The 7,151-nt window shown below is 58.8% G+C and carries 8 protein-coding genes; 6 read left to right on the top strand and 2 right to left on the bottom strand.

Features of this window, described 5'->3' with window-relative positions:
• Positions 1-233: 233 nt before the first annotated feature.
• Positions 234-1,469 carry a transporter associated domain-containing protein gene (locus KGB03_RS01605; protein ID WP_223526055.1) on the bottom strand — a complete coding sequence of 412 codons (1,236 nt, stop codon included), beginning with the start codon at positions 1,467-1,469 and terminating at the stop codon, positions 234-236.
• Between the two features lie 12 nt (positions 1,470-1,481).
• Positions 1,482-2,294 carry an inner membrane protein YpjD gene (locus KGB03_RS01600; RefSeq protein WP_218537938.1) on the bottom strand — a complete coding sequence of 271 codons (813 nt, stop codon included), beginning with the start codon at positions 2,292-2,294 and terminating at the stop codon, positions 1,482-1,484.
• 210 nt (positions 2,295-2,504) lie between these two features.
• Between KGB03_RS01600 and ffh the strand changes: the two genes are divergently transcribed.
• From ffh to xerD, 6 genes are all read left to right on the top strand, one after another.
• Positions 2,505-3,881, top strand: a complete 1,377-nt coding sequence (gene ffh, locus KGB03_RS01595) for a signal recognition particle protein (RefSeq protein ID WP_008151618.1) — start codon at positions 2,505-2,507, stop codon at positions 3,879-3,881.
• A gap of 249 nt (positions 3,882-4,130) precedes the next feature.
• Positions 4,131-4,382, top strand: coding sequence for a 30S ribosomal protein S16 (rpsP, locus tag KGB03_RS01590; RefSeq protein ID WP_007944872.1), 252 nt, complete (start codon positions 4,131-4,133; stop codon positions 4,380-4,382).
• Between the two features lie 5 nt (positions 4,383-4,387).
• On the top strand, positions 4,388-4,924 hold the full coding sequence (gene rimM / locus KGB03_RS01585; protein ID WP_008014731.1) for a ribosome maturation factor RimM: 537 nt from the start codon (positions 4,388-4,390) through the stop codon (positions 4,922-4,924).
• Positions 4,906-5,679 carry a tRNA (guanosine(37)-N1)-methyltransferase TrmD gene (trmD, locus tag KGB03_RS01580; RefSeq protein WP_173667518.1) on the top strand — a complete coding sequence of 258 codons (774 nt, stop codon included), beginning with the start codon at positions 4,906-4,908 and terminating at the stop codon, positions 5,677-5,679. Before rimM ends, trmD begins: the two co-directional genes overlap by 19 nt.
• Before the next feature lie 45 nt (positions 5,680-5,724).
• On the top strand, positions 5,725-6,075 hold the full coding sequence (gene rplS, locus KGB03_RS01575) for a 50S ribosomal protein L19 (protein ID WP_003175895.1): 351 nt from the start codon (positions 5,725-5,727) through the stop codon (positions 6,073-6,075).
• 99 nt (positions 6,076-6,174) lie between these two features.
• Entirely contained in the window at positions 6,175-7,071 is an 897-nt protein-coding gene (gene xerD, locus KGB03_RS01570) for a site-specific tyrosine recombinase XerD (protein ID WP_074879884.1), read from the top strand.
• The last annotated feature ends 80 nt before the right edge of the window (positions 7,072-7,151 follow it).

Genomic DNA, 7,151 nt, shown 5'->3' with positions numbered 1-7,151 from the left:
GGGGTATGGCGGGGCTTGGGTAAGCGGGGATGATTATAGGAAGGAGGCTAACGATCGAACAAGGGGCCAGGGTTGCCTATGGCTTCTGTGGCGAGGGAGCTTGCTCCCGCTCGGGCGCGCAGCGGCCGCAAAAAGGCTGGATGGGTGCTGTCAGGATAAATGCAGCGTCTGTGATTGGCCTGCTTCGCAGGCCAGCGGGAGCAAGCTCCCTCGCCACAGGTCGGGGGCAGGGTTCAAATAACTGCTGGAGCCGAGCTGGTATGCCAGATCAAAACCCGCGTGACCCGATTATCTTCCGTCTCCAGGATCTCCAGCCGATAACGCCCGATCTTCAGGCATACCGCACTGTCCGGAATCGTTTCCAGCGCCTCGGTCACCAACCCGCTGAGGGTTTTCGGGCCGTCGCTCGGCAAGTGCCAGCCCAGGCTCTTGTTCAGTTCGCGAATCGACGCCGCCCCTTCGATCACCAGGCGGCCATCGGCCTGTGGGTGGATGTGCGGGTTATCCAGGCTGTGCTGGCTTTCGAACTCGCCGACGATTTCTTCGAGAATGTCTTCCAGGGTCACGACACCGAGCACTTCGCCATACTCGTCGACCACCATGCCCAGGCGTCGCTGTTGTTTGTGGAAATTCAACAGCTGCAGTTGCAGCGGAGTGCTTTCCGGCACGAAGTAGGGGTCGTGACAGGCTGCCAGCAGTGCCTCACGGGTCAGGCTGGCGTCAGGCAGCAGATGGCGGATCTGCCGGGTATTGAGCACCGCCTCGACCTGATTGATGTCGCTGTGGAAAACCGGCAAGCGTGTGCGTTTATTGGCGCGAAGCTGCTCAATGATTTCCTCGAGGGAGTCGTCCAGATTGACCCCGTCGACGTCACTGCGTGGCACCAGAATGTCGTTGACCGTGATGTTGTCCAGCGCATGGATGCCTGACAGCGGGTGTGGGCGGCAGGCGGCGTGTTCGTGATCGTCGTGCCGATGGTTCGGGGTCTCGTCTTCGCTCTGCTGCACCACTTTGACTTTGCGGGCGAACGGTCGCATCAGCAGCTGGCTTATGCCATTGAGCAACCAGGCGGCGGGATAGATGATTTTCAGTGGCGCGCCCAGCAAGGTGTTGCCCAGGGCCAGGACGGCGTCCGGATAACGCACGGCGATGGTACGCGGCAGGTAGTCGGCGAACACCAGAAGCACGGCGCCAGCCCCCAGGCAGGCCACCCATGGACCGTTTTCCGCCCAAGTGAAAATCGCCAGCAAGGTGCTGATGACCACGACCAGTGCGCGGCACAGGGTGTTGCAGAGGATCAGGCTGTTGAGCGAAAAGCTCAGTTTTGCCACCGGCTTGTCGCTCGAGCGCGAAGCTGTCCGCTGGGCGAGCAAGTGCTGTTGCGCAGCTTCGATGGCGGTAAACAGCCCCGACCATAAAATCAGCAGGGCCACTACCGCGAGCATCGGCCCTATGGGCAAGTCGTCCATTAATGCCGCCCGTCAGATATGCAGGATGTATTCACGAACCAGCTTACTGCCGAAATAAGCCAGCATCAGCAGGCAGAAACCGGCGAGGGTCCAGCGAATGGCCTTGTGGCCGCGCCAGCCGAGGCGATTACGGCCCCATAGCAGCACGCTGAAGACGATCCAGGCCAGGCATGCCAGCAAGGTTTTGTGCACCAGGTGCTGGGCGAAAAGGTTGTCAACGAACAGCCAGCCGGAGATCAACGACAGCGACAGCAGGGTCCAGCCGGCCCAGAGGAAACCGAACAGCAGGCTTTCCATGGTTTGCAGCGGCGGGAAGTTCTTGATCAGGCCCGACGGGTGTTTGTGCTTGAGCTGATGGTCTTGAACCAGCAGCAGCAATGCCTGGAATACCGCGATGGTGAACATGCCGTAGGCAAGGATCGACAGCAGGATGTGGGCGAGAATGCCCGGTTCTTCGTCGATGATCTGCACGGTGCCGGCGGGGGCGAACTGTGCGAGCAGCACGGTGGCGGCGCCGAGCGGGAACAGCAATATAAGCAGGTTTTCCACCGGGATCCGCGCGCAGGCCAACAGCGTCAGGGCAATCACCGCGGCTGCGATCAGGCTGGCGGCGCTGAAAAAATCCAGCCCCAGGCCAATCGGTGTCAGCAGGTGGGTGAACAGGCTGGCGCTATGAGCCAGCACGGCGAGCACGCCGAGCGTGACCAGCAGGCGTTTGTTCGCCTTGGCACCGGTGGCCAGACGAGTGCCCTGATAGAGGGTCGCAGCGGCATATAAGCAGGCGGCGGCGAGGGTAGCTAGCAAACTGGGTGACAAGGGGAGCATAAATCCTGTTAGGCAAGCCCGAAAGGCGCTGAGTTTGGCATAGAACCGCCACAGCACGAAAGACCATGCAACCTGACGACGAGGTGTCCGCCAGACGCAGTCTTCGCTATAATCCGCGACCTGCCCACGCCGCAGGCTCGCCGAGCACATGTTTTTTCCGGTCTGGGCCGCCATTATCCCGGTCTACACAGGGCCTGAAAGGATCGCGCAATGTTTGAAAACTTAACCGACCGTCTCTCGCAGACGCTGCGCCATGTCACCGGCAAGGCCAAGCTGACCGAAGACAACATCAAAGACACCCTGCGCGAAGTGCGCATGGCGTTGCTCGAAGCTGACGTCGCCTTGCCGGTCGTCAAGGACTTCGTCAATTCGGTCAAGGAACGCGCCGTCGGCACCGAGGTGTCGCGCAGCCTGACGCCGGGCCAGGCCTTCGTGAAGATCGTCCAGGCCGAACTCGAAAGCCTGATGGGCGCGGCCAACGAAGACCTGAACCTGAGCGCCGTTCCTCCCGCCGTCGTGCTGATGGCCGGTTTGCAGGGGGCGGGTAAAACCACCACCGCCGGCAAGCTCGCGCGCTTCCTTAAAGAGCGCAAGAAGAAGTCGGTCATGGTCGTGTCTGCGGACGTTTACCGTCCGGCAGCGATCAAGCAGCTGGAAATGCTCGCGGGTGAAGTCGGCGTTACCTTCTTCCCGTCCGACCTGAGCCAGAAGCCGGTCGACATCGCGCAAGCAGCCATTAAAGAAGCAAAACTGAAATTCATCGACGTGGTCATCGTCGATACCGCCGGTCGCCTGCACATCGATGAAGAGATGATGGGCGAGATCAAGGCCCTGCATGCCGCGATCAACCCGGTCGAAACACTGTTCGTGGTCGACGCCATGACCGGCCAGGACGCCGCCAACACGGCCAAGGCCTTCGGCGATGCTCTGCCGCTGACCGGTGTGATCCTGACCAAGGTCGACGGCGACGCCCGTGGCGGTGCTGCACTGTCGGTTCGCGCCATCACCGGCAAGCCGATCAAGTTCATCGGTATGGGCGAGAAGAGCGACGCGCTCGAGCCGTTCCATCCTGAGCGTATTGCTTCGCGCATCCTCGGTATGGGCGATGTGCTCAGTCTGATCGAGCAAGCCGAGCAGACCCTCGACAAGGACAAGGCCGACAAACTGGCCAAGAAGCTGAAGAAGGGCAAGGGCTTCGACCTCGAAGACTTCCGCGATCAGCTGCAACAGATGAAAAACATGGGCGGCCTCGGCGGCCTCATGGACAAACTGCCAAACATCGGCGGTATGAACCTGGCGCAGATGGGCAATGCTCAAGGCGCGGCAGAGAAACAATTCAAGCAGATGGAAGCCATCATCAATTCCATGACCCCGGCCGAGCGCCGCGACCCTGAGATGATCAGCGGTTCGCGTAAACGCCGGATCGCCATGGGTTCCGGCACTCAGGTGCAGGACATCGGTCGCTTGATCAAGCAGCACAAGCAGATGCAGAAGATGATGAAGAAGTTCTCCGCAAAAGGCGGAATGGCCAAAATGATGCGCGGCATGGGCGGTATGTTGCCCGGCGGCGGCGCGCCTAGAATGTAATTAATTTACGCGGGGGCTTGCCCTTGCACCTCCCACACGGAAGTGGGATCTCCAGCAAACCCGCACTTGGCGGGAGCTGACTGGCCGTTTTCAACGACGGCTCTATAGCAAATCTTGATGGCGGCCGAAAGACCGTCGGAAAAAGACATTTGCAAAAGTCCGGATATTCCTTAGAATATGCGGCCTTTCGGGCACCTATGCCCGCTGTGCCTTTAGATTTGCAGCACCGACTACAGGAACGATGTTCACATGCTAACAATCCGTCTTGCCCTTGGCGGCTCCAAAAAGCGCCCGTTTTACCACTTGACCGTAACCGACAGCCGCAACCCGCGCGACGGTTCGCACAAGGAACAGGTTGGTTTCTTCAACCCTGTTGCTCGTGGTCAAGAAGTCCGTCTGTCCGTGAACCAAGAGCGCGTAGCCTACTGGCTGAGCGTTGGTGCACAACCTTCTGAGCGTGTTGCTCAGTTGTTGAAGGACGCGGCTAAGGCTGCGGCCTGAGCAATATGAACGCGACGCCAGCTGTTGCTGATGATTTGATCGTTATCGGCAAAATTTATTCGGTTCATGGCGTTCGCGGCGAAGTGAAGGTGTATTCCTTTACTGATCCGACTGAAAACCTGTTGCAGTACAAAACCTGGACGCTCAAGCGCGAAGGTAATGTGAAACAGGTCGAGCTGGTCAGCGGACGCGGGAACGACAAGTTCCTGGTCGCAAAGCTCAAGGGTCTTGATGATCGTGAAGAAGCGCGTCTTCTGGCCGGTTATGAGATCTGCGTGCCGCGCAACCTGTTCCCTGAATTGACCGACGGCGAGTACTACTGGTACCAGCTGGAAGGTCTGAAGGTCATTGATCAACTCGGGCAATTGCTCGGGAAAATCGATCATCTTCTGGAAACCGGCGCCAATGATGTAATGGTGGTCAAGCCTTGCGCTGGCAGCCTGGATGATCGCGAACGCCTGTTGCCCTATACGGAGCAATGCGTGTTGGCCGTCGACCTTGCCGCAGGCGAGATGAAGGTGGAATGGGATGCGGACTTCTAAACGTGGCTAACCTGCGCGTAGAAGTGATCAGTTTGTTTCCCGAGATGTTCTCTGCCATCAGCGAGTACGGCATCACCAGTCGTGCGGTGAAACAGGGGCTCTTGCAGCTCACCTGTTGGAATCCGCGAGACTACACGACGGATCGACATCACACTGTGGACGATCGCCCATTTGGCGGTGGTCCGGGCATGGTGATGAAGATCAAGCCCCTGGAAGATGCGTTGGTTCAGGCCAAGGCAGCAGCCGGGGAGGCGGCGAAGGTAATTTACCTGTCCCCCCAAGGCCGTCAACTGACTCAGTCGGCGGTACGCGAGTTGGCGAATCTGGATGCATTGATCCTGATTGCCGGCCGCTATGAAGGCATTGACGAGCGTTTTATTGATGCTCATGTCGATGAAGAGTGGTCGATTGGCGACTATGTACTGTCTGGCGGCGAGCTGCCGGCGATGGTCCTGATCGATGCGGTTACACGACTGCTGCCTGGAGCTTTAGGGCATGCGGACTCCGCCGAGGAAGATTCCTTTACGGATGGTTTGCTGGATTGCCCGCACTACACCCGACCGGAGGTGTATGCGGATCAGCGTGTTCCCGACGTATTGCTAAGTGGCAATCACGCGCATATCCGGCGTTGGCGTTTACAGCAGTCCCTTGGTAGGACCTTTGAACGACGCGCCGATCTTCTGGAAAGCCGCTCGCTTTCTGGAGAAGAGAAGAAGCTGCTCGAGGAATACATCCGCGAGCGGGACGATAGTTAACAACGTATCGATGGTAGATCCGACGATTTACCTTAGGAGCACAGCATGACTAACAAAATCATCCTTGCACTCGAAGCAGAGCAGATGACCAAAGAGATCCCTACCTTTGCCCCGGGCGACACCATTGTCGTTCAGGTGAAAGTGAAGGAAGGCGACCGTTCGCGTCTGCAAGCGTTCGAAGGTGTTGTTATCGCCAAGCGTAACCGCGGCGTAAACAGTGCTTTCACCGTTCGTAAAATCTCCAACGGTGTTGGCGTAGAGCGTACTTTCCAGACCTACAGCCCGCAAATCGACAGCATGGCCGTTAAACGTCGCGGTGACGTACGTAAAGCCAAGCTGTACTACCTGCGTGACCTGTCCGGTAAAGCAGCTCGCATCAAGGAAAAACTGGCTTAAGTCCAGCTTCCGATGCAGAAAAAAGCAGCCTACGGGCTGCTTTTTTGTTGCCTGCGATTTATCTTCCCTGACCGTATTGTCGGTCTTGCCTGAGCCTTTATGCCCGCCATCGATCATCCTTTGATAGACCAGTTTCTTGACGCGCTGTGGCTGGAGAAAGGTCTTTCCGATAACACCCGCGATGCCTATCGCAGCGACCTGGCCCTGTTCAACGGCTGGCTGCAGGAAAAAAACCTGGAGCTGATCAACGCCGGACGCGAGCTGATCCTCGATCACTTGGCCTGGCGCCTGGAGCAGAACTACAAACCCCGTTCCACTGCGAGATTTCTCTCGGGGGTGCGCGGCTTTTACCGCTATCTGCTGCGGGAAAAGTTGATCGCGGTCGATCCGACGTTACGCGTCGATATGCCTCAACTCGGTAGGCCATTGCCCAAATCTCTGTCGGAAGCGGACGTAGAAGCGCTGTTGAAGGCCCCAGACTTGAGCGAAGCCATTGGCCAACGTGACCGCGCCATGCTCGAAGTGCTTTATGCCTGCGGCTTGCGCGTGACGGAGCTGATCAGCCTGACGCTGGAACAGGTCAATTTGCGCCAAGGCGTGCTGCGAGTGATGGGCAAGGGCAGCAAGGAGCGGCTGGTGCCGATGGGGGAGGAGGCGATTGTCTGGGTCGAGCGTTACCTGCGCGATGGCCGCCAGGAGCTGCTTGGCGGGCGTCCCAGCGATGTCATGTTCCCCAGCCAGCGCGGCGAGCAGATGACCCGGCAGACCTTCTGGCATCGCATCAAGCACCAGGCCAAGGTTGCCGGGATCGGCAAGTCGTTGTCGCCGCATACCCTGCGTCATGCCTTTGCCACCCACTTGCTCAACCACGGCGCCGACCTGCGGGTGGTGCAAATGCTGCTCGGCCACAGCGATCTGTCGACTACGCAGATATACACCCACGTCGCCCGCGCCCGCTTGCAGGACCTGCACGCCAAACACCACCCGCGCGGATGATCACGATTCTTGTGGGAGCGGGCTTGCTCGCGAATGCGGTGTGTCAGTCAAAGATGATGTCGACTGACACACCGCATTCG

The organism is Pseudomonas sp. BF-B-26 (assembly GCF_019956495.1).
Lineage (GTDB): Bacteria > Pseudomonadota > Gammaproteobacteria > Pseudomonadales > Pseudomonadaceae > Aquipseudomonas.
Note: the sequence above shows the minus strand (reverse complement) of the source record. Positions and strands in the feature narration are given on the sequence as shown.

Bases quoted from the DNA above. Each gene is read 5' to 3' on its own strand.
- KGB03_RS01605 (WP_223526055.1), bottom strand. From the start codon at position 1,469: ATGGACGACTTGCCCATAGGGCCGATGCTCGCGGTAGTGGCCCTGCTG.
- KGB03_RS01600 (WP_218537938.1), bottom strand. From the start codon at position 2,294: ATGCTCCCCTTGTCACCCAGTTTGCTAGCTACCCTCGCCGCCGCCTGC.
- ffh (WP_008151618.1), top strand. From the start codon at position 2,505: ATGTTTGAAAACTTAACCGACCGTCTCTCGCAGACGCTGCGCCATGTC.
- rpsP (WP_007944872.1), top strand. From the start codon at position 4,131: ATGCTAACAATCCGTCTTGCCCTTGGCGGCTCCAAAAAGCGCCCGTTT.
- rimM (WP_008014731.1), top strand. From the start codon at position 4,388: ATGAACGCGACGCCAGCTGTTGCTGATGATTTGATCGTTATCGGCAAA.
- trmD (WP_173667518.1), top strand. From the start codon at position 4,906: ATGGGATGCGGACTTCTAAACGTGGCTAACCTGCGCGTAGAAGTGATC.
- rplS (WP_003175895.1), top strand. From the start codon at position 5,725: ATGACTAACAAAATCATCCTTGCACTCGAAGCAGAGCAGATGACCAAA.
- xerD (WP_074879884.1), top strand. From the start codon at position 6,175: ATGCCCGCCATCGATCATCCTTTGATAGACCAGTTTCTTGACGCGCTG.